General features: G+C 44.2%; 18 protein-coding genes. 6 read left to right on the forward strand and 12 right to left on the reverse strand.

Annotated features, from left to right (window positions below; genetic code table 11):
• Positions 1 to 120 precede the first annotated feature (120 nt).
• From tyrS to thrC, 3 genes are all read left to right on the forward strand, one after another.
• Positions 121 to 1,323, forward strand: coding sequence for a tyrosine--tRNA ligase (gene tyrS, locus AC3WVG_RS04240; RefSeq protein ID WP_488796936.1), 1,203 nt, complete (start codon positions 121 to 123; stop codon positions 1,321 to 1,323).
• Positions 1,324 to 1,599: 276 nt separating this feature from the next.
• On the forward strand, positions 1,600 to 2,469 hold the full coding sequence (locus tag AC3WVG_RS04245; RefSeq protein ID WP_488796937.1) for a 4-hydroxybenzoate octaprenyltransferase: 870 nt from the start codon (positions 1,600 to 1,602) through the stop codon (positions 2,467 to 2,469).
• A gap of 147 nt (positions 2,470 to 2,616) precedes the next feature.
• Complete coding sequence (gene thrC / locus AC3WVG_RS04250) at positions 2,617 to 4,065, forward strand: threonine synthase (protein WP_488796938.1); 1,449 nt, start codon at positions 2,617 to 2,619, stop codon at positions 4,063 to 4,065.
• A gap of 40 nt (positions 4,066 to 4,105) precedes the next feature.
• On the opposite strand, the gene AC3WVG_RS04255 is transcribed toward thrC, so the two are convergent.
• From AC3WVG_RS04255 to lysS, 9 genes are all read right to left on the reverse strand, one after another.
• Positions 4,106 to 4,942 (reverse strand): LpxI family protein, encoded by an 837-nt coding sequence (locus AC3WVG_RS04255; protein ID WP_488796939.1) that lies wholly within the window; start codon positions 4,940 to 4,942, stop codon positions 4,106 to 4,108.
• A gap of 3 nt (positions 4,943 to 4,945) precedes the next feature.
• Positions 4,946 to 5,734: an acyl-ACP--UDP-N-acetylglucosamine O-acyltransferase gene (gene lpxA, locus AC3WVG_RS04260; RefSeq protein WP_488796940.1), complete on the reverse strand. Its 789-nt coding sequence runs from the start codon at positions 5,732 to 5,734 to the stop codon at positions 4,946 to 4,948.
• A complete protein-coding gene (gene fabZ, locus AC3WVG_RS04265; RefSeq protein WP_252380424.1) occupies positions 5,734 to 6,198 on the reverse strand; it encodes a 3-hydroxyacyl-ACP dehydratase FabZ in 465 nt (154 codons plus the stop codon). Before fabZ ends, lpxA begins: the two co-directional genes overlap by 1 nt.
• A 43-nt stretch (positions 6,199 to 6,241) precedes the next feature.
• A complete protein-coding gene (gene lpxD, locus AC3WVG_RS04270) occupies positions 6,242 to 7,267 on the reverse strand; it encodes a UDP-3-O-(3-hydroxymyristoyl)glucosamine N-acyltransferase (protein ID WP_488796941.1) in 1,026 nt (341 codons plus the stop codon).
• Entirely contained in the window at positions 7,267 to 7,812 is a 546-nt protein-coding gene (locus AC3WVG_RS04275; protein ID WP_488796942.1) for an OmpH/Skp family outer membrane protein, read from the reverse strand. The genes lpxD and AC3WVG_RS04275 overlap by 1 nt, the downstream gene beginning before the upstream one ends.
• Positions 7,813 to 7,904: 92 nt before the next feature.
• On the reverse strand, positions 7,905 to 10,604 hold the full coding sequence (gene bamA, locus AC3WVG_RS04280) for an outer membrane protein assembly factor BamA (protein ID WP_488796943.1): 2,700 nt from the start codon (positions 10,602 to 10,604) through the stop codon (positions 7,905 to 7,907).
• On the reverse strand, positions 10,594 to 11,274 hold the full coding sequence (locus AC3WVG_RS04285; RefSeq protein WP_488796944.1) for an ABC transporter ATP-binding protein: 681 nt from the start codon (positions 11,272 to 11,274) through the stop codon (positions 10,594 to 10,596). Before AC3WVG_RS04285 ends, bamA begins: the two co-directional genes overlap by 11 nt.
• Complete coding sequence (locus tag AC3WVG_RS04290; RefSeq protein ID WP_488796945.1) at positions 11,267 to 12,496, reverse strand: lipoprotein-releasing ABC transporter permease subunit; 1,230 nt, start codon at positions 12,494 to 12,496, stop codon at positions 11,267 to 11,269. The genes AC3WVG_RS04285 and AC3WVG_RS04290 overlap by 8 nt, the downstream gene beginning before the upstream one ends.
• Positions 12,496 to 14,001, reverse strand: a complete 1,506-nt coding sequence (gene lysS, locus AC3WVG_RS04295; RefSeq protein ID WP_488796946.1) for a lysine--tRNA ligase — start codon at positions 13,999 to 14,001, stop codon at positions 12,496 to 12,498. The genes AC3WVG_RS04290 and lysS overlap by 1 nt, the downstream gene beginning before the upstream one ends.
• A gap of 536 nt (positions 14,002 to 14,537) precedes the next feature.
• On the opposite strand from lysS, the gene bioB reads away from it, so the two are divergent.
• Positions 14,538 to 15,518 (forward strand): biotin synthase BioB, encoded by a 981-nt coding sequence (bioB, locus tag AC3WVG_RS04300; protein ID WP_488796947.1) that lies wholly within the window; start codon positions 14,538 to 14,540, stop codon positions 15,516 to 15,518.
• A 238-nt stretch (positions 15,519 to 15,756) separates the two neighbouring features.
• Entirely contained in the window at positions 15,757 to 16,935 is a 1,179-nt protein-coding gene (locus AC3WVG_RS04305; protein ID WP_488796948.1) for an ATP-binding protein, read from the forward strand.
• Positions 16,936 to 16,938: 3 nt separating this feature from the next.
• Here AC3WVG_RS04305 and AC3WVG_RS04310 read toward each other — a convergent pair whose 3' ends face one another.
• The 3 genes from AC3WVG_RS04310 to bioF form a co-directional block, all read right to left on the reverse strand.
• Positions 16,939 to 17,682 (reverse strand): methyltransferase domain-containing protein, encoded by a 744-nt coding sequence (locus AC3WVG_RS04310; RefSeq protein ID WP_488796949.1) that lies wholly within the window; start codon positions 17,680 to 17,682, stop codon positions 16,939 to 16,941.
• On the reverse strand, positions 17,654 to 18,283 hold the full coding sequence (locus AC3WVG_RS04315) for an alpha/beta fold hydrolase (RefSeq protein ID WP_488796950.1): 630 nt from the start codon (positions 18,281 to 18,283) through the stop codon (positions 17,654 to 17,656). The genes AC3WVG_RS04310 and AC3WVG_RS04315 overlap by 29 nt, the downstream gene beginning before the upstream one ends.
• Before the next feature lie 120 nt (positions 18,284 to 18,403).
• Positions 18,404 to 19,576, reverse strand: a complete 1,173-nt coding sequence (bioF, locus tag AC3WVG_RS04320) for an 8-amino-7-oxononanoate synthase (RefSeq protein WP_488796951.1) — start codon at positions 19,574 to 19,576, stop codon at positions 18,404 to 18,406.
• 86 nt (positions 19,577 to 19,662) lie between these two features.
• Here bioF and rfbC point away from each other — a divergent pair, with 86 nt between their 5' ends.
• Positions 19,663 to 20,220, forward strand: a complete 558-nt coding sequence (gene rfbC / locus AC3WVG_RS04325; protein ID WP_488796952.1) for a dTDP-4-dehydrorhamnose 3,5-epimerase — start codon at positions 19,663 to 19,665, stop codon at positions 20,218 to 20,220.
• Position 20,221: the final 1 nt, after the last annotated feature.

The raw sequence follows: 20,221 nt of genomic DNA on the forward strand, positions 1-20,221 counted from the left end.
ATGTGTTACCCAACCCGTTTGTAATGCATTTCAGAAAATGCACTCTTCAATTGTGCAGTAATTTGAGGATGTTAATCATGTCAGAAAGTTGAGTTAAATTATAAGGGGTGTTAGTTAAAGATGTCTGTGGATATTGAAAAAAGTTTAGAGATTATCCGTCGTGGAAGTGTCGAAATAATCGATGAAAAGGAGCTTGTGGAAAAGCTGAAAAAAAAGAAAGTCCTAAGGGTCAAGGCCGGTTTTGACCCCACTGCTCCTGATTTGCATCTAGGACATACAGTGCTTATTCAAAAGCTGAAGCACTTCCAGGACCTGGGGCATCAGGTTATCTTTTTAATTGGCGATTTTACTGGAATGATAGGCGACCCAACAGGAAAATCCGAAACCAGGAAAAAGTTGAGCCGTGAGGAAGTTCTGGCCAATGCTGAGACTTACAAACGCCAGATTTTCAAAATTTTAGATCCTGATAAGACAGAAATTGTTTTTAATTCAACATGGATGGATAAGTTTACTGCTGCAGACTTTGTAGAATTATGCTCAAAATACACTGTAGCCAGAATGATGGAGAGAGACGATTTTGAAAAGCGGTTTAAAGAAAATAGACCCATATCCATCCATGAATTTCTCTATCCTCTGGTTCAAGGTTATGACTCAGTGGCCTTGAAAGCAGATGTAGAGCTTGGCGGCACGGACCAAAAATTTAATTTGCTTATGGGTAGGACCCTACAGAGAGAATATGGACAGGAACCTCAGGTCATTATGACCATGCCCATTTTAGAGGGTCTGGATGGGGTCCAGAAGATGAGTAAATCCTTGGGCAATTATATTGGCATTGAAGAACCTGCCAAGGATATGTTTGGCAAGCTTATGTCCATCTCAGATGATCTCATGTGGCGGTATTATGAACTTTTGTCTGACAAGCCCATGTCTGAGATAGAGAGGTTGAAAAAAGGTGTTCAAGAAGGGAAGATTCATCCAAAAAAATGCAAAGAGGAACTTGCCCTGGAAATAACGGCCAGATTTCATGGCCGGGAGACGGCATTAAAAGAGCTTGAGGCATTTAACAAGGTTTTTGCCAAGGGTGGTCTGCCCGAGGACATGCCTGTTTTTAATGTTAGCGGGAAGGATAAGAAGAAGTTGGTGGAAATTTTGTTTGAGAGTAAACTTTGTGCCTCCAAGAGTGAGGCCAAAAGACTTTGTAAACAAAATGCTATTTCCATTTTCGGCGGAGAAAAAATAAAGGACCCGGAACATGTCTTTGCCCCTGGTGAACATGTGCTTAAAGTGGGCAAGAAGAGGTTCTTGAAAGTGGTGGTTGCTTAAGTAGCAAAGTTGCTTAAATGCTATAGAGCCTGTGCTCAAACCTTTTTATCAACTTAAATGCCATGGTGTTATTTCTGTCTTGGTACCAGCATGAAAGAAACCAAGACTTTTAATCAGAGGTTAGGATAGTGTCTGGCCACAGGCTCTATAAGCTGTGAGGGTATTTGTTGAAATGGCCGGTTAAGGCTGTAGGTGTTCCTTGTCAGGAACTCTGGGCGGGGGAAAGTTTCTTGTGTCACTAGCAAGTCGAAGCGGACGGGTGAGGGAAAGTTAAAAATGTTCAAAGATATATTCAAGAAGACAGTCATCCTGGCCAGGATGGTCAAAATCGAGCATTCTGTATTTGCACTACCTTTTGCCTATATTGGGCTCTTTTGGGCAGCTGGCGGATGGCCTGGTCTTGCGAAGTTTTTGGCCCTCACCCTGGCCATGGTCGCTGTGCGATCTTTTGCCATGGCCTTTAATCGTTTGGCAGATCTTAAATTTGATGCCCAAAATGAACGGACCAAGACAAGACCTCTTGTCACCGGGGAAATCAGTATAAAGGCAACCCTTGTCTTTATTCTCTTTTGTACCTTAATCTTTGTTGGGTCATGTGCATTGTTGAACAGACTTTGCTTGTATTTATCTCCGATAGCCCTGGCATGGTCGGCATTTTATAGCTATAGCAAGAGATTTACTTGGTTATGCCATTATATTCTGGGCTCTGTACTGGGCCTTGCTCCCATTGCAGGATGGATTGCCTACAGGCCGGAATTTAATATGGCCCCTCTGCTGGTTGCCCTTGGTGTTCTTTTTTGGGTGGCGGGATTTGATATCCTCTATGCAACCCAGGATGTGGACTTTGACAAGAGCCGGAACCTGAAATCAATACCGGCCAGATTTGGCCTAGAGGCTGCTTTTGGATATTCTGCTTTCAGTCATGTAAACACTGTAATTTTTTTTGCTTTGGCAGGTCTCGCCTACGGTGCCCAGTGGATTTATTTTGTTGCCTGGGGTTTTGTATCCCTGATTTTAGTTGTGGAGCATTTTATAATTTCTCCGGATGACCTTAGTCGGATTAACATATCTTTTTTTACTTTAAATGGACTTGTGTCCATGGTTTTATTTGCAGGAGTATTAGGAGATTTATTTTTTAAAACATGAATTCGTCTGGAAGAAGAAGGAAGAAGAAGTTGGGAAGATAAGAAGACAGGAGGTTTGGAAGAGAGCGAGTAGATAAGTTCATCCTCATTCTCCAGACAACTTAACTTCCTGACTTCTAATCTTCCTTTAAATCAAAGGGAGTTTATAATGCATAATGAATTTCCAGAATATCGGGGTGAATTGGAATACTCTTGTCTGGGATGTGGGAAAAAGTTCCCGGCAGACGAACTGTATTACACCTGTCCGAACTGTAAGGGAGTTTTTTTATTAAACGATAAAAAATTTGAAAACTTAAAAGAAATATCAGGAAAGAAGTGGCAGGAAATTTTTGATCAGCGAACCGGAACAAAAAAGAACGCCTTAAGAGGCATTTTTCGTTTTTATGAGCTTATAGCCCCGGTAGTGGAAGAAGAAGATATTGTTTACCTGGGAGAGGGCAACACACCAATTATTACCTCAAGCCCGACTCTAACAAAGGAAATTGGCCAGCCATTAGCTTATAAAAACGATGGTCAAAATCCTAGTGCATCGTTTAAAGATAGAGGCATGGCTTGTGCTTTTAGTTATTTAAAATTTTTGGTGCGCAAGAGAAATTGGGACCAGGTACTGACTATTTGTGCTTCCACTGGTGATACATCAGCATCAGCAGCCCTTTATGCTGCCTATGTCGGGGATCCGATTAAATCCGTGGTTCTTTTACCCCAGGGCAAGGTTACTATCCAGCAGTTAGCTCAGCCTCTTGGTAGTGGCGCTGTTGTGCTGGAGATTCCGGGAGTATTCGATGATTGTATGAAGGTGGTGGAATATCTTGCTGATAATTTTCGAGTGGCACTTTTAAATTCTAAAAATGCCTGGCGCATCCTTGGTCAGGAAAGTTATGCTTATGAAGTAGCCCAGTGGTATGACTGGGATATGCAGGGCAAGGCTGTTTTTGTGCCCGTTGGCAATGCCGGAAATATAACCGCTATCATGAGCGGATTTTTAAAATTGAAGAAATTAAACATTATAGATGAGTTGCCCCGGATCATTGGTGTCCAATCCAGTCATGCCGATCCGGTTTTTAAATATTATGTCCAGGAACCTGGAAAGCGCCGGTTTGCTCCGGTTAAAGTAAGTCCAAGTGTGGCCCAGGCCGCAATGATTGGCAATCCTGTCTCTTTCCCCAGGGTAAAGGCTTTGGTAGAAGAGTATGAGCGGGTTGGCGGGCCAGGTATCTTTAACGTGGTCCAGGTTGAAGAGCAGGAGATCATCGAAGGTATGCTTTTAGCCAACAGGTACGGGCACATTGCTTGTACCCAGGGAGGTGAGTGCCTGGCTGGACTTATCAGGGCTAAAGAGGCCGGTCTCTTGGATAAGGATGAGCTGGCTATTTTAGATGCAACGGCGCATAGTCTGAAATTTATAGGCTTCCAGCAAATGTATTTTGAGGATTCATTTCCTCCTGACTATGAAATCAAACCTAAAAAGGAATTTATTAATACTCCTAGACAAGTCCTTGGCGAAGAAGAAAAGAAGAGCTTACAAGGTAGGGAATTTACTTTAGAAGCTGGCAATAGAATCGTGGAAATACTGGGGTTGAGTAAAAAGGAGGGTTGATTTTCGGGGTTTGAGTTTTGAGAGAGCTATTTTAAAAAAATCAGTCCTTAAGCCCTTGTAATAACTGTTCGTCAACGCCTATAATGGCTATTTTATGCTTGTCGGCCAGTGAGATAGCTTGAGCCAGCTCAAAAAAAAGGCTTTTGCCTGCTTCATAGGCCAGGCAGGTTGCCTGGGCTTTAACCATGGCCTCAATGGTTTTTGGACCAAGTGCAGGAAGGTCAATTCGATTGTCTTGTCCTGGCTTGAATGCCTTGACCACCGTGCAACCTTTGCCCGCTAACTCTCCGGCCCGTAAAATAGTGGCATTGGTTCCCTCTATGCCTTCCACTGCCACAACCATTTGTTCCCGCACAACTATGCATTGACCGATATCTAGCTCGCCAAGCTTTTTAACCAGGGGCCAGGCAAAGATGATATCCTGTATTTCTCCAGGACTTGGTTTTCTCTTGCTTATTTGACCTCTTGGAGAGATGAGCTCGGGAACAAAGTTATTGGCCGCAACAACTACCAAGCCTTCCTGCTCAAGTTCAGCTGCCACTGCCCTTAAAATGGCGTCGTCGTTTTTGCTTTTAAGCTTAAACAAGAGTTTGGCTGCTCTAAGGTCTGGCCTGATATCAAGAGCACGAGGCTTATTGATGGGGCCGGCAAAGGCTACTTCTTGGACATTGTTTTTTTTAAAAAAATTAATCAGCTTGTTTAGCTGACCAAGCTTCAGCCATAAAAAGGAGTTGACCTTGTTTTCCAGGCCCGGGTCTGTGTCATGGACAAAGCCAACAGCAACGACTCTGAACCCCTCTTTTTGGGCATTTTCAGCTACCAGAAAAGGAAACTGGCCCCCGCCGGCAATTAGGCCTAAGACTTTGTTTTCAGACATTTTTTAAGGATTGGGAGAGACCACGCCTCTCTGGCTGTTTTTGACAAACTGGACAAACTTTTGAATTACGTCCAACTGGCCAAACTCTGCCTGGATTTTTTCCAGGGCTTGTTCCTGGGTTAAACCAGAGCGCCAGAGGGTATGGTAGGCTTTTTTTAGTGCTGATATTTGCTCTTTGGAAAATCCTGCCCTGCGTAGGCCAATTGTATTGGGGCCATAAACCTTGGCCCGTTCGCCAGCTACAAGCATAAACGGGGGCACGTCCTGGGCAACTCCTGTTTTACCCCCAATAAATGCATATTCCCCAATATGGACAAATTGATGCACGGCTGAGAGACCACCGATTACTGATTTTTGTCCTACATGGACATGACCGGCTAAAGTTGCACAATTTGCCAGGATGACCCCGTCCTCAAGGTGACAGTCATGAGCCACATGGGTATAGGCCATAAAAAAACAGTTTGAGCCTATTGTGGTTACTCCTCCACCTTCTCCGGTCCCTCTGTTTAACGTGCTGTATTCCCGGATTTTATTGTTGTTGCCTATTTTAAGCCAGGTTTCCTCACCTTTAAATTTTAAATCCTGGGGGACCTCTCCTATACAGGCATAGGAGTATATATGGTTATCAGTGCCCATATGAGTATAAGATTTGACTTGGGCAAAGGCGTCGATCCTGGTTCGGTCGCCTATAATGGTTTTGTTTTCAATAATAACGTAAGGTCCGATCTGGACATCCTGGCCCAACTCACAACCGGGGTGTATGATTGCTGTAGGATGGATATTGGTTGCCACTACTGTTCCCCCCGGTCGGCAATAGCTGCAGTCAGAATGCCCTGGGCAACAACTTTGTCATCGACCAGAGCCTTGGCATTCATTTTCCACAGATTTAGTTTATGCCTTTCATAACCTACTTCCAGAACCATTTGGTCTCCAGGAAACACAGAGCGACGAAAACGGACTTTTTCTATGCCTGTAAATAAAAAGATTTTGCCCTCCATCTTTTCAGGGATGCTTTTGACCACTAAAATTCCACCGGCCTGGGCCAGTGATTCCAAAATCAAAACACCAGGCATGACCGGAAATGCTGGAAAGTGACCCTGAAAGAAAGGTTCGTTTATGGTAACACTTTTAATGGCTTTCAAATATTTAAAAGGCTCAAATTCCAGTACCCTGTCTACCAGCAAAAACGGATATCTATGCGGGAGGAGGTTCAGGATATCTTTGGTTACAATTTCACCGTGACTTGGGCCTTTCATATCTTATCTCCTTTATATTTATGATACGTAACTTCCATGAACATCACTTTTTATTATTTTCTTCTTTTAGGCACAGAATTTCTTTTTCAAGTTGTCTAATTTTTTTAAAAAGTTCAGGTAGTTTGGGCATAAGGACAGAACTACGCAAGTAAGCGCTGTGCTCCATAGCCGGACTGCCCCCTACGTCCGTATTCGGTGGCAGGGTTTTGCCAACACCTGCTTGGGCGGCTACCCGGCAATTGTCGCCTATTTCCAGATGCCCTGCTACTCCAACCTGTCCGGCCAGAATTACGTTTTTGCCTAAAGTTGTGCTGCCGGCGATACCTACCTGCGCAACAAGAATAGAATTTTCGCCTATTTTAACATTGTGTCCTATCTGCACCAGGTTATCTATTTTTGTGCCCTGGCCTATTCTTGTTTCACCCAAGGCCGCTCGATCTATGGTTGTATTGGCTCCGATTTCAACATTGTCTTCAATGATCACCTGTCCAACCTGAGGGAATTTTTCCAGGCCCAACTCGCCTTGGGCAAAGCCAAAGCCATCACTACCTATAACTACACCGGCATGTATAATGACCTTGTTCCCGATTATGGTCCTGGCCATTATGCTTACATTTGGGTAGATAATACAATTATCGCCAATAACACTGTCTTCGCCAATATAGCACGAAGGAAAGATTTGAGTGTTTTCTCCAATCTTTACTCCCGGTCCGATATAGACATGTGGATAGATGGTCGCTGAAGGATGGACTTCGGCAGCTTCATGGATAAAAGCCAGAGGACTTTGGCCAGTAAATGAGCCTTGAGGCTTTGCAAATAACTGTACTGTGCGCACAAAGTCCAGATAAGGGTTGGTACTGATCAAAGCTCGCCTGAGCTTGCTGGCGTGCTTTTCATCGACAATGACCGCGCCGGCTTTTGTTGTTTTTAATAATGGTATATATTTTGGATTGGCCAAAAAAGAGATTTCGTTTTCTCTGGCCTTATCCAAGGTGTTGACTCCGGTTATTTCCAGGTCATTGCCAACGAGTTTAAGTCCCAGTTTTTGTGCTAGTTCTGAAAGAAGCATTATTTTTTCTTTCCGGTTTTTGAGTTTTGTTTTGCCCTCCAGGCACGATTCAGTTCAACAATAATCTCCTTAGTAATGTCTATGGCATCGTCAGCGTAGAGTAGTCCGCTGGATTTGGTGTCAAAGATGGCTGTATATTTATGTTTTTTACCATACTCTTTGATTACTTGAACGAGTTGTTCAATGATCGGATCGCTCAGTTTCTTTTCTTCCATACGGATTTTGCGTCGATAATTTTGAAACATGTCTTGAAAGTCTCTGACTTTGCGCTTGAACTCCAATTCCTTGTCCTGTTTTGCTTCCTGGCTGAGAACCAGACTTTGCTTTTGGAGCTCTTCACGCAGAGCTTGTAGTTCCTGTTTCTTTTGGTCCAGGCCTTGTTTCATTTTGTCAAATTTTTTCTTTAGTTCTTTCATGGCCTTTTGCCCTGGTTCTGATTTGGAAATGACTTCTTTCATATCAATGATGGCCAATTTTGTCTGAGCCAGGGCGAAACTGGAAAAACAAAGAATAGAGATTAAAGCCAGGGTAATTTTTTTCATCATTGCTAAACTCCTTTCGGTTTGAGTTTGAAGTTTGAAAAAATTTTGAGAGCAGGAAAGTTTTGAATCAACTCCAAACTCACGTTTTACACTCCCTAAAAGAACTGACCAACACTAAATTCGAGTTTGCTGTGTTTTTCACCGTCAAGTTCATCCAGACCATAGCCATATTCTAGGCGCAGGGGACCAAGAGGCGAGTACCAGCGAATACCTGCACCGACACTCTTGTACAAGTCAAGGTCAATGCCTTCGGTTTCATCCCAGGCATTACCAGCATCAAAAAAGACAAGCCCCATAAGGCCTATTTCTTTATTTAATGGGAAAAGGTATTCAAAGTTGGTGAAAAAGACCTTGTTTCCACCTTTATAGTCGCCATTGTCGTATTTAGGAGCAATTTCTCGTCCGGGATACCCGCGAACACTATTAATTCCGCCTATATAAAAACGTTCAAAAGAGGGAATTTCATCGTCGCTACTGGGCATCACATAGCCGGCACGACCATGCCAGTGAAATATTGTTTCCTTGAAGAGTGGATAGTAAACGCTGCTGTCAAAGATATACTTGATAAAGTTATCATCTCCACCGATCAGGCCGCCAGCATACTCTATGGACAGGCTGTTGATGCTACCCTTGGATGGATTAAGACGTCTGTTGGTTGTATCCCTGGAGGCTGCTACATAAAGAGCACTGGCCCAGTTTTCGCCCTTTAAAGCTTTAATGTCCTCATCTGCACTATCACTGACATTAGTAATGGAGTACTGTTCCAGACGATAGTTCCAATAAAGCCTTGTGTACTCACCTAATGGATAGGCGAATTTTATTTTGCCCCCCGTTGATTTTTTGTCATAATCAAAGAATTCTTCATCTATCAGGTATAAGTCTCCTCCTATCCCCAGCTTGGAGTCATGGAGATGCGGATTCCAGAAGCTGAAATCATAGGTTGTCTTTCTGCCACTAAAAGTTCCTTTAAGCCCCAAGACATACCCTTTGCCAAAAAGATTACGTTCCTGGACCTGACCGGAAACAAAGAACTTGTCCAGAGATGAGTATCCGGCCCCCAACGAGAGCATCCCGGTTGCTTTCTCCTTGACCTTTACCTTTAAGTCCATTTGATCCGGGCTGTCCGTGGGCAGAGTCTCTATTTCTACGGTTTCAAAATAATCCAGTTTATTGAGACGGATATTGGATCGTCGTAAGGCGCTTCCACTGAATTGGTCTCCGTCGGCTAGTCGCATTTCTCTCCGTATAACATTGTCCCTGGTCTTTGTGTTACCCTCAATGGTTACCCTGCGGATGAATATTTTTTGCCCTTTGTTCAGGATATAAGTTACGTTGATCTTATTGTTTTTTTTGTCTTTGTCCAATTTAACATCACTTTCAGCAAAGGCATAGCCAAAATCAGTATAATAGTCTGCCAGGGTCTGTAAATCGTGACGCATGACCGAGCGGTCAAAATATTCATCCTCCCTGGCCAGGTCGTCCAGTTTGATTATGTTCCTTAGTCTGTCTTCACTAACGAGGATATCCCCTTTAAAATCGACTTTTCCTACTTTGTAGCGCTGACCCTCTATGACCTTAAAGGTTATGTAGATGCCATCATCTTTAAACTCTATTTCGGGCTGGCCCACCCGGGCATCAAGAAAGCCGCGATTGCCATAGTAAGCCTCCAGGGCGGCCGCATCACGTTCTAAAAGTTCCTCTTTTAGCACTCCGCTACCCGTCAGCCAGGAGAACAAGCCTCGTTCAGCCAGGGCCAATTGATCCTTGAGATCATCCGGGTCTAGTTGTTTGGCCCCTTCAATGCGAATTTTTTTGATATATAATTTTTCCCCTTCCTTGACTTTTATGTTTAAACGGGCCTGCCTGGTGTCGGTCTGTTCCAGTTCATAGGTTACTTTGGCCTGGTAATATCCTTTTTTACGATACAATTCCCGGATTTTGTTTAAATCTTCGGCAAGGATCTTGGGGTTTAAAACTGAGCCGGTTTTCGTGGACATGACCTCTAAAATATCATCTTCGTCAATGGCATCGGCCCCGATAACGCTAATAGCCTGGATTAAAGGCTTTTCTTTCACAATGATGGTGATTTTTTTGCCTTCGGGCAGGTCATCTACTTTGAATTGCACATCCTCAAAGTAGCCCAGGTCAAACAGTCTCTTTAGTTCCGTATTGATTTGTTTTGGGTCAAAGATATCACCTTTCTGGATTTTTAAGCGAAGTAAAACCACGTCCTTATCCAGGATTTTAGTCCCCTTGACCTCAATTTCAGTAATGCGCTCTTTCTTGAGCAGCTCTAATTTTATCTTTGCTGCTAACTCTTCAATGGCCGGCAAGATATTGATGGTCCCTTTTTTGACCACAAAAAGGGCCTTGGGGGTTTTGAGTCCAAAAGCTTCAACCAGCCGGGCATCAATGCTGATGGTTTCCCCAACCTGGTTGAAATTGCCATAAACAGCATATTGGGCATTCCCCAGCAGGGCCAGGTCTTTGACGGTGGCCAAGTCCAGATAATCTACCTGCTGGTCTTCAACTATCTTTAATGTCTCTTGAAAATCCTGAACGATAAAACCCTGTTCGCGAAGAGATTGAATCAGGAGCTTGGGCAGTCCTTCACGCAGATAGTCCAGGTCAGAGCCTGCATTTATTTCAAAAGGCAGGACCATAAGTCTGATTTTGGTTAGGTCCTGGGCAAAAGCAGAAGCTGTTAGCCAGAGAAAAAGTATAAAGAACCAGCCGATTAACTTCACTCTTTTTCTGCCTAAGGCAGGTCCTGTGGTTCGTGCCCTACATCTCATGCAATACTCCCAGATGAAGTTTTAGTTTTTGGTTCATTTTTTGGGCCAAACTATTATTATGAGTAACAACGACCAGGGTCATGCCCAGCTCTTGATTTAATTTAATCAGAAGTTGACTTATGGATTCACCGGTATTTTCATCCAGATTGCCTGTTGGTTCATCAGCCAGAAGGACTCGGGGTTTAAGCAGGATGGCCCTGGCTATGGCTACGCGTTGTCTTTCTCCACCGGATAAAGTTGTCACATTATGGTCTACGCGGTGTTTTAAACCTACCTGTTCAAGGGCTTTGGCAGCCATTTCCCTGGCCATGTTCATTTTTATCCCTGAAATAATGGCTGGCATGGCTACATTTTCTAAGGCATTGAATTCGGGTAAAAGGTGATGAAACTGAAAAATAAAGCCAATTTCTTTTCTGCGTAAATTAGCTTTGGTTTTAGCATCAATCTGGGTTAGGTCATAACCCCTAAAGGTGATTTTCCCCCAGGATGGAGAATCAAGCGTGCCCAGGATATGGAGCAAAGTACTTTTGCCAGAGCCGGAGGTCCCTAAAATGGCCACACTGTCTCCTTGTCTGATCTCCAGGTCAATTTTCTTGAGCACCGTTACTTGCTCAGAAGGGGTTTTATACTCCTTACCCAGGCCCTTTAGGGCGTACAAAGTATCACTCATATCTTAAGGCCTCAGATGGTTTGAGGCGTGCCGCCTGTCTGGCAGGATAAATAGTGGCCAGAAAACAAAGAAGCATGGCCACCAGGCCGATGACAATCATATCCGGCCATTCCAGAAGAACAGGCAGGTGATCTAAATAATATACATCTGCCGGCAGCTTGATAAATTGATATTTTTTTAGGAGCAAGCTGATAGACAAACCCAGGATATACCCCAGGCTAGTGCCGATAAGGCCGATAATCAGCCCCTGAAACATAAAAATACGCCGGATCATCGCTGTAGTTGCACCCATGGACATCATAATGGCAATGTCTTTGGTCTTTTCCATAACTAACATGACCAGAGTGGTAATGATGCTAAATGAACCGACCAGAACAATCATAATCAAGATGACACCCATGGCTGTCTTTTCCAGTTTGAGCGCTGAAAACAGGTTCTGGTTCATCTCCATCCAATTGCGCACATAAAAAGGATAACCTCCGAGTAGCTCTTGGATTTTCTGGCCAATGACTTCTGCCTTGTATACGTCCCGGAGGCGGATTTCCAGCCCGGTGACCAGGTCTTTTTTAAAACCTAACATCTTCTGGCAGGCCGAGATGGTGGTATAGGCCAGCGAAGAATCGTATTCGTACATGCCGGTCTTAAAAATGCCCCGAACTTCGAATATTTCTATTTTTGGGGAAAAGCCTGCGGCTGATTTTTTGCCTGTAGGTGAAAGGAGGTTTACCTTGCTGCCGATGACTAGCCCTAGACGGCTGGCCAGTTCATGGCCAATGATTATCCCAGGAAACGGACCTTGATTATTCAAGTCCTCAAGCTTTCCTTTACGCATGTCTTGGGCCAGACTGAGCACTTGCCCCGCTACATCAGGATCAATGCCGCGCAAAACCACTCCTTTTACCCCTCCCTGGGTGCTGAGCATAACTTCAGTATAGATAAAAGGTGTTATGCCTTTAACTTCAGAGAGAGAGCTTATCTTCCGGCTGAGCTTATTGTAGTTCGCGATGCCTCCCTGGAAGCTGCTAACAATGACATGGGCATTGACTCCCAGGATCTTGTCCCTCAGGTTCTGGCTAAACCCGTTCATTACTCCCAGAACCACAATTAAAGAGGCTACCCCCAGGGCCACCCCTAAAATGGAGATAAGGGAGATAATGGAGATAAAGGCTTGCTTGCGCCTGGCCAAAAGGTAGCGAAGAGAGACAAAGAGTTCAAAGTTCATTAACCGGATGTAACCTCTGGTCTTAGTAGAGGGAAAAGAATGACCTCCCTAATAGATGGTGAGTCAGTAAGGAGCATGACCAAGCGGTCAATACCAATGCCTTCGCCGCCTGCCGGGGGCATACCATACTCCAAGGCCCGGATATAATCTTCGTCCATACGGTGAGCTTCGTCATCACCTGCTTCTTTTTCCTTGACCTGTTCTTCAAAACGGGCCCGTTGATCAAAGGGATCGTTGAGCTCAGAAAAAGCATTGGCCATTTCCCGACCGGTGATAAATAGTTCGAATCTGTCAGTTATGGTTGGATCCTGTTCATTTTTTCGTGATAACGGGGAAATATCTGTTGGGTAGTGATAGATAAAATGGGGCTGGACAAGTTTCGGTTCAACCAGGATGTCAAAAAGTTTGGCCTGGAGTTTGCCCAGCTTTTCGCCCACCTGAGCATTTTCCCCTAGCTTTTGCACCAATTCCTTGGCCCGGTCGTAATCCTGATAATCCTCTGGCTTAAGCCCACCTATCTTTTCCAGGGATTCATAAAAAGAAAGTTTATTCCAGGGAGGTGTCAAGTCAACGGTTTGGCCCTGATAGGTGATCTTGGGACTTCCACAGATTTCCGTGGCCAGCTTGGAAAATAGTTCTTCAGTAAGTTCCATGAGCATGTGGAAATCAGCATAGGCCATATAGAATTCGAGCATGGTGAACTCTGGATTGTGCTGGGTGGAGATTCCTTCATTACGGAAGTTGCGGTTGATTTCATAAACTCGCTCAAAACCACCCACTAAAAGTCTTTTCAGGTAAAGTTCCGGGGCAATGCGTAAATAAAGCTTCATATCCAGGGCGTTGTGATGGGTTTCAAAAGGCCTGGCAGTTGCCCCACCCGGAATAGGCTGCATCATGGGGGTCTCTACTTCCATGAATCCCTTGGAGTCCAGGAAATTGCGGATAAAGCGGACGATTTGGGTCCGTTTGATAAAAATTTCTCTGGCCCGGGGATTGACGATGAGGTCCACATACCTCTGCCTGTACCTGGTCTCAACGTCTTTAAGACCATGGTATTTTTCCGGCAACGGGCGCATGGATTTGGTCACCAGTTCAATGTGCTCGGCCTTGATGGTTAGCTCCCCGGTCTTGGTCCGGAACAGGCCTCCCTTGACTCCAACAATGTCCCCGATGTCGTATTTTTTGAAAATTTTATAATTCTCAGGGCCGATAAGATCGCGCTGGGCATAGACCTGGATTTTGCCCGTATGGTCCTGGATATGAAAAAAAGTTACCTTGCCAAAAGATCGCAGGGCCACAATCCTGCCGGCAACCAAAAAGTCGTTTCCTACCTCTTCCAACTGCTCAACAGTAAATGACCCATATTTGTCTAAAATATCAGCAATATCGGTGTTTTTACGGAAGGTATTGGGGTAAAGAGGGATCCCAGCATCTTGAAGAAATTTGGCCTTTTCCCTGCGGTGCTTTAAGATTTGACTTTCTTCTTTTGAATGCTCCTTGTTCAACTTAACTTACCTCTATTCTTTAATTTTCTAGTACGTGGCTGAAATGGGAAGTTAAGAAGTTGGGTAGCTGGGAAGATTGGTGGGAAAGGATGAACTGGTCCTTTCGGTATTCTCCAAACTTCTTAACTTCCTATGTTCCTAACTTCTTTTAAACGGTTAAACGGTCGGTGTTTGCTCACGTACTTTTTAAGCTTATGAAAACCCAGTTGATTATTTGAAATCGAAGACAGCGTCAAGGAAGATTGCCTTTTAAGTCAGCCCAGGAGGGATTGTTGAGGATAAGAAGTACTTAGGAGAATAAAGCGGACTTGAGGGGTGAGAAGTGAAGGGAGTGTGAGAATATAATAAAGAGTAGTTCGTGAGAACGAGCTTTAACTGGTCGGTCTCGATATATTAACATTATCAAAGACGTAGTCGCGGATAGTTGATGCTTGATAGGGGATAGTTGATGGTTTATAGTTGAAGCTTGAATGGTGGAATGGAATAGTCAACCATTCAACCAGTAAACCAGCTAACCAGTTCAAACAGCTAAGCCTATGCGTAAATTTTTTTTAGATTTGGCAGAGAAAGCCATCCACCAGGACTTATCCGTCGGGGAGTTGGAGAGTATTGCCCAGGTTAAAGACGAACAGGTCTCTGCTTTAATGGCCGGGGCAGACCTTATCCGGGAACACTTTTTTGGCCGGGAGATTCATCTGTGCACCATCTGCAATGCCAAGTCCGGGCGATGTTCTGAAGATTGTCATTTTTGTGCCCAATCAGCCCACTTTAAAACCGATGTTCCTAGTTACCCATTAAAAGACAGCCAGGAATTAATCTCTTTGGGTCAATCCTTGGCAGAAACAGAAGTGCACAGATACTCTCTTGTTACCTCGGGTAAAGGTTTATCTGCCACAGAAATTGACCGTATTTGTGACGTATTTAATGAGTTAAAAGATAAAAATATCCATCTTTGCGCCTCATTCGGAATTATTCATAAGGATGACCTGGCAAGGCTTAAACAGGCAGGACTTTCCAGGTACCACCACAATTTGGAAACAGCAGAAAGTTTTTTCCCGAGTATTTGTACTACCCACGAGTATGCTCAGCGCATTCAGACTATAAAGCAGGCCAAAGAAGCAGGGTTGTCAGTATGCTCGGGCGGGATTTTTGGCCTTGGAGAAAGTGATGTCCAGGTAGTTGAACTTGCAGAGACACTCAAAAGTCTTGATGTAGATGCAGTACCCGTAAACTTCCTGGTCCCGATTCCTGGCACGCCCCTGGAAAACAGGAGTTATCTCACCCCGTTAAGGTGTTTAAAGATCATCAGTATCCTGCGTTACGTTTTGCCGGACAAGGAAATAATTATTTGTGGTGGACGGGTGCAGAATCTAAAAGAGCTTCATCCCCTGGTCTTTTTTGCAGGAGCAAGTGGAATCATGACCGGGAACTATCTGACCACTACAGGCAGAACATTGGAAGAAGATCTTCAGCTTTTAGAAAACCTTGGTTTTTCACCGCGCTCGCAAGCATCGTAAGAGTCTGTGGCTGAATCTTTACTTAAGTGGACAATTTTTCATAATTTTTTTTCAATCCTGATTTCTTTCAAGCTGTTGTAAATGCTTTCAAGAAACCAGGATTTCTAATCTGGTAGTCAAAATGGGGTTTGGCCACTGACTCTGAAGTAGCGCATATCAGGGATGCACCGGAGGAACTTTGGTGCAAATTTTAAGTTGCACTTGAAATTTGCACCAAGAATAAGTATTGCTTTTATTTATGTTCATCAAACGACTTTTGACAGAAGAACTCCTTGATTGCGTCAGGGAATATCCTGTTGTCACTATCCTGGGGCCACGGCAGTCAGGAAAAACAACTCTTGTCCGGTCTGTGTTTCCCGACAAATCGTATTTTTCTCTGGAAGATCCGGAAATCAGGTTGGCAGCGGAAATGGACCCGCGCGCCTTTTTGTCTCGTCTGGAGCAGGGTGCGATTCTGGATGAAATCCAGCGTGTGCCGATCCTACTATCTTATATTCAGGGTATTGTTGATAATGTTAATGAGCCAGGCATGTTTATTTTGACCGGCAGTCACCAGCCTGATTTGCAGAGTAAAATAAGTCAGTCTCTGGCGGGCAGGACAGCGATTCTTCACTTATTGCCCCTGGCTTTAGAAGAGATTGAACAGGTTCATCCTGGTCCGGATGTTTTTGATTGGCTGGTGAAAGGCTGTTATCCCAGGCTTATGGTCAAGAATCTTAACCCGGAGCGATTTTTTAATGGATATGTTCAGACCTATGTTGAGCGTGATGTGCGGGCATTGATTAACATCAAAGACCTTTCAAGGTTTCAGCAATTTCTGGTTTTGTTGGCCGGGCGAATAGGTCAGGTAATGAACTATAGCTCATTGGCCAACGATGTTGGCGTTTCCTCTACCGTAATCAAAAACTGGATCAGTGTACTAAAGGCATCTTTTATTGTCTTTGAATTAGCACCTTATTTTGCCAACATTCGCAAAAGAGTCATTAAGTCTTCCAAAATATATTTTATGGATACAGGACTGGCGGCATTTTTATTGGGCATTCGCACGGCTGAGCAGGCTGCCAGAGATCCTTTGCGAGGCGGTCTTTATGAAAATTTGATTATCCTTGAAGTGTTGAAATTTTTTTACAATCAGGGCACGCGACCGGATGTTTATTTTTTTAGAGACTCTAAAGGCAATGAGGTTGACCTCCTTATCCGTGTTCATAGCAGATTGCTGCCTGTAGAAATAAAGTCTGCCGCCACCTTTTCCCGGGATTTTTTAAAAGGGATAAAAAGGTTTCAGTCCATAACGTCTGACTGTCTGGAATATGGGGTTGTCTTATATAATGGGGAAGAGCAGTTTCAAATACATAATATCCAGGTGTTTAATCCAATTAAGAGGATGCAGGAGTTGAAAAGGTTACTCCTGGCTTAGTAGTTAGACCCCTCCCCATAAATACAAAACCACATAGGTTACAGGGATTTTGCCTTCCTCTCCAAAAGTCCGCGTATAGATTTTACAAAAATCCAGGTACCTTTTTTTGCTTAAAGCCTTTTTTTGCCGGGTGTATCTGGCCCCGGTCTTTTTATGGCTTTGCAAAAACTCCCTGACCGATGGGTAGTAAAGGGTGTAGGTCTTTTTAGAGGTGTCAAAATTAATGTTCAGGCGAGAAAAAAAATCTATATATGTTTTGGCCCGGGCAAGGGGATAAACCGAGCCAAACCCGGTAACTTCACTGGCATAGGCGAGTTCCTTGAATGTTCCCCGAACAAAAAAGGCCAGGGCAAATTGGCCGTTTTTTTTTAAGTACGTAAGATTTTCAGCGATACTTTGTACGCCTTTTTGGTACCATTGCATGGTGGATGAACTCAAAAGGAGGTCGAATGATCCGGGCTTAAACGGTAGCCTTTCTCCATCTGCCTGGATTCGGACGACGTCTCTTTCCTGAATGGTTTTTAGCATGGCCAGGGAAAGGTCAACTGCTACGTAATGCTTACTTTTTAGCCTGCTTTTGGCCGCCTCTGTTAAAAGGCCCCCGCCAGCACCGATCTCCAGGATCCGTTCGAAGTCGTTCCTGTTAAGCAATTCAAGACACTCTTTGGCCACTATTTTCTGTATACGGGCCTCTTGTTTGTAAGTGTCTTTTGCCTGATCAAAATATTTTTGTATCTGTTTTTGCATAAACAAGCTGCTTTATTGTTTCTTCAGGAATATAATGCCCGGTCGGGATAACAATAAGTTCTGCTTCCGGTAGAAGAGAGTTTAGTTGTTCAGATGCACTTAAAGGAACAATTTTATCCTCCTGGCCATGGATAATGAAGATTTTAGATTTCAAGTCTGAGATTTCAAGTTTAATTTTCGAACAAGCCAGAAAATTTAGTCCATCTATCAGCCCTGGCCTATCCTCTTCGGGCGCCATATATTGTACTTTAATGCCACATTTTCTCCAGAATTTGCTCACCACCTTGTGCACGTCTTCTTTTATACCCTGGATCATCCTGTCTAAAATCCATCCGGGAGTAAAAGAAGTAAAGTCTAAAAATGGGGCCAGCAGGAATACGTTTTTATCTTTAATCTCACTGAGCTGGGACAGTAAAATATGTGCGCCAGTGGACCAGGCAATAATGGTTGAGCCTTTAAAATCCCGGACCTGATTTAGTATTTTTCCCGGACTGTCCTGGACAAAGGGCAGCAAAAACCGGGTGTTTTGGCTGAAGCGGGGATAAAGAAACGGATACCCAGCCCAGCCTGAGATAAAAATTGAGTCTGTTGATGAGTTCATTTTTGAGTTCTGAGTTTTGAATATGGAGATTCTTCGCCCCGCTTTTGGCGGGACTCAGAATGACGTGCTGCTTACGTCGTCATTCTGGACGGAGCGTAAGGGTGAAGAATCTCCCAAAGTTCATAACTGTTTTTTTAGCTCCTCAAAGGCCCGCACAATTTGCTGCAAGTGTTCTTTTTTTAGATCAGCGCGCAGAGATAGTCGCAGCCGGGCGGTATTTTGTGGCACAGTGGGTGGACGAATGGCAGCTATATAAAGGCCTTTCGTTAATAAAAATTCTTTCGCCTTAAGTGTTGTCTCGATATCACCCAGGATAACAGGGATAATCTGGGACCCGGAGTCGCCCAGATCAAAACCCAGCCGATGAAGTTCAGCACGCAAATACTCGCTCATATCCAGTAGTTTCTGACCCTGCTCCGGGTTTTGACTGACCAAGTCTATGGCTGCAAGGTTGGCCCCGATGACACCTGGGGGCAAGGCTGTTGAATAAATAAAGGGCCGGCCCGTGGTCGTTATCCACTCTATGGAGTCTTTTGCGCCAGCCAGATAAGCTCCATACGAGCCCAGGGCCTTACTGAATGTGCCCATGTGTATCTCTATTTCCTTTTCCAGACCCAAGGCATGGGCTAGTCCCCGTCCCTTGCCAAACACTCCAGTGGCGTGTGCTTCGTCAACCACGACGAGGACATTAAATTTTTTGCAAAGAGTTACAATCTCTTCCAGCCTGGCCAGGTCTCCGTCCATACTGAAGACAGTATCCGTAATTAAAATTTTTTGTGCACATGAAGCGTGTTTTTTTAACAAATAATGTAGGTGTTCGATATCATTGTGTCGGTACCGGATATGTTTGGCTCGGGAAAGAATAATTCCATCAATAATGCTGGCGTGATTTAAGCGGTCTGAAAAGATAATAGTTTTTCTTTGAGCCAAGCTGGTTACAAGGCACAAATTAGCCATGTACCCGGAGCCTATGACCAGGGCTTTTTCCTGTGTTTTAAACCTGGCAACAGCATCTTCCAGTTCGCAGTACAGGGAAAAATTTCCAGTGACCAGACGTGAAGCCGCCGCAGAAGTACCCCAGCGTTTGATGGCCTCGCACGCTGCTTTCTTTAATACTTCTGTCTGACTCAGGCCCAGGTAATTATTAGAGGCCAGGTTGAGTAACATTTTCCCCTTAAAATCAAGATATAGGTCCGCGCCATGCTCTATATCAGGAATGGACCGCAGCAGATTTTGCTTTTTTAGGTCATTAAGGGAAGAGCAAAGTTGTTTGCTTAACTGTTTTTTGTTCACTGTTTTGCACTGGGTTTTCCACTTTTTTCTTGTTTCCTGGCTGAAATTAAGTTACTAATCTCGGCCTAATAATAAAGGGGAAAAGAATGCGATTTATCTCTACTGAGTTTCCAGGTTTATTTATTATTGAACCCCGGGTGTTTGAGGATCATCGTGGGTATTTTATGGAGTCCTTTAGCCAGGCCGCCTTTGAACAACAGGGGCTCAATTACAATTTTATCCAGGACAATCATGCCCTTTCAAGAGCCAAAGGGGTCTTACGCGGACTCCATTTTCAGATTCCTCCTTTTGCCCAAACCAAATTGGTCAGGGTAACCAGAGGAGCCGTACTAGATGTGGTCGTGGACTTGCGTCAAGGCTCACCCACCTATGCCAGGTGGTTCAAGATAGAACTTTCGGCTCGAAATTTCAAACAATTATTGATCCCCAAAGGATTTGCTCATGGGTATATGACATTGGAGGAAAATACAGAATTTCAGTACAAGGTTGATGCACCATATGCCCCTGAGCATGACCGCGGTATATACTATGCAGATCCTGATCTGAATATCACCTGGCCGACAGATAGCCCTATTCTTTCGGAAAGGGACAAACACCTCCCCCTTTTTCGGGAATTTGAAAATCCGTTTGTTTATGAAGGTTGAA

Source organism: Desulfovulcanus sp. (genome assembly GCF_982781345.1).